The following is a 2177-nucleotide window of genomic DNA, read 5'->3' on the forward strand; positions in this document are numbered from 1 at the left end:
GCAATCTGGCGTTTCTGGGTCGCAATGACGACCAGGTCAAGATCCGTGGTTTCCGGATTGAGCTGGGTGAAATTGCAGCCCGATTGGCCGAGCATCCTTCCATCCGCGAGGCGGTGGTGATAGCGCAAGGCGAGAATGCTGACAGGCGCCTGGTTGCTTATGTTTTGACGCATTCCGAGGTCCAGGACGCATCGGTAGCTGTTGAATCTGGCTTGACGCTAGCGGGTACGTTGCGTGATTACCTGAGCAACCGTTTACCCGACTACATGGTGCCGTCTGCCTTTGTGCGGATGGAAAGTTTACCGCTGACGGCCAACGGCAAGCTTGATCGCAAGGCTTTGCCTGTTCCGCACGAGGACGCGTTTGCCCGTGAGGCCTACGAGGCGCCGTTGGGCGATACAGAGGTCCTCCTTGCCAGGATCTGGTCGCAGTTGCTGGGCGTTGAACAGGTCGGTCGCCATGACCACTTCTTCGCCCTCGGCGGCCATTCACTCATGGCCGTGCGGCTGGTCAGTCGTATAGCCGCCTTTGGGGCTGAATTGCCGCTCGCAGCCTTATTCACCTCTCCAACGCTCAAGGCTATGGCTTTGGCGATTGAAGCCCGGCGCGATGCAGGCGCTGCAGCGCGTGCATCGATCCGGACCCTTTCTCGTGATGAGTCCTTGCCGCTGTCTTTCGCTCAGCAGCGACTGTGGTTTCTGGTGCAACTCGACAGTGGGATCAGCGACGCCTATCACATTCCCTTGGCGCTGAGATTGCGCGGTCAATTAAACGTGGCGGTTTTGCAGCAAGCCCTTGATGCACTGTGGTCGCGCCATGAGGCATTGCGTTCGGTCTTTGTCTCCCAGGAGGGCGAGGTCGAGGTGCATCTGCTGGCCTGCGAGCAGGGTTTGCCATTGCGCGAGATTGATCTTCTTGGATTGGACACAGAAACCGAGATTGCAAGGCTTTGCACTGAAGAGGCTCGTGCGTCCTTTGATCTCGCTGCAGGCCCGCTGATTCGGGCTTGTCTGATCCGGGTGCCTGTCGCTGCATCTGCTGATGAGCATGTATTGTTACTCACACAACACCACATCGTTTCGGATGGCTGGTCGCTCGGCATACTTTTGCCTGAGCTGAGTGCGCTGTACACGGCGTTCAGCAACCATCAAGCCAGTCCGCTGCCGCCGTTGGCGATCCAGTATCCTGACTATGCGGCCTGGCAGCGGCAATGGCTGTCGGGGGCGCGTTTGAACGAGCAGGCGGCTTACTGGAAACAGGCGCTAGCCGATGCGCCAACGCTGCTTGACCTGCCAACAGACCGGCGTCGGCCTGAGCAACAATCCCTTGTGGGCGCCTCTGTGCCGATCGAACTCAGTGCAGAGCTGACGACGGCCCTCAAGCGTTTCAGTCAGCAGCAGGGTGTGACACTGTTCATGACCGTGTTGTCGGCTTGGGCGGCAGTACTGTCACGCCTGTCGGGGCAGAACGATATTGTGATCGGTGTGCCAAGTGCCAACCGTGGCCATTGTGATATCGAGTCGCTGATCGGCTTTTTCGTCAACACACTGGCGCTGCGGATCGACCTTGGCGACAACCCGAGCGTTGCCGACCTTATTGCGCGAGTGCGCGAGCGGGCACTCAAGGCCCAGGATCATCAGGACCTGCCGTTCGAGCAGGTGGTAGAGATAACCAGGCCGCCTAGACGTCTGAGCCACACGCCACTGTTTCAGGTCGCATTTGCCTGGCAAAACTACGATGCAGGCCAATGGGCCTTGCCCGGTCTTGAGGCAAGCCCGGTTGGTTTTTCCTATGAAGTAGCCCGGTTCGATCTGGAGCTGAACCTGGCCGAGGCGGGTGATCGAATCGTGGGGGCTCTTGGCTATGCAACGGCATTGTTTGACGCCGCCACGATCGAGCGCCACGTGGGCTATCTGAAGACTGTCCTTGCCGAGATGACCCGGGATGCCAGCCAGACTGTTGCCAAAATAGACCTGATTGGTGCGTCTGAGTGCACATTGTTGCTCAAGACATGGAACTCGATTGATGAATCCTGCCCGACTCATCTGTGTATTCATCAGCTGTTTGAGGCGCAGGTTGCGTGCAATTCTGAGGCGACGGCGCTGGTCTTCGAAGGCCAGGTGCTCAGCTATGGCGAACTCAACGCCAGAGCGAATCGGTTGGCGCATCAGCTGATT

1 protein-coding gene is annotated in these 2177 nt (G+C 58.5%); it reads left to right on the top strand.

Annotation, left to right across the window (positions count from 1 at the left end):
• Nucleotides 1-71: 71 nt before the first annotated feature.
• Nucleotides 72-2177 (top strand): condensation domain-containing protein (locus EC915_RS24635; protein WP_256658839.1); only part of this gene is annotated, 2106 nt, incomplete at its 3' end.

This window comes from Pseudomonas sp. LP_7_YM (assembly GCF_004364435.1).
Lineage (GTDB): Bacteria > Pseudomonadota > Gammaproteobacteria > Pseudomonadales > Pseudomonadaceae > Aquipseudomonas.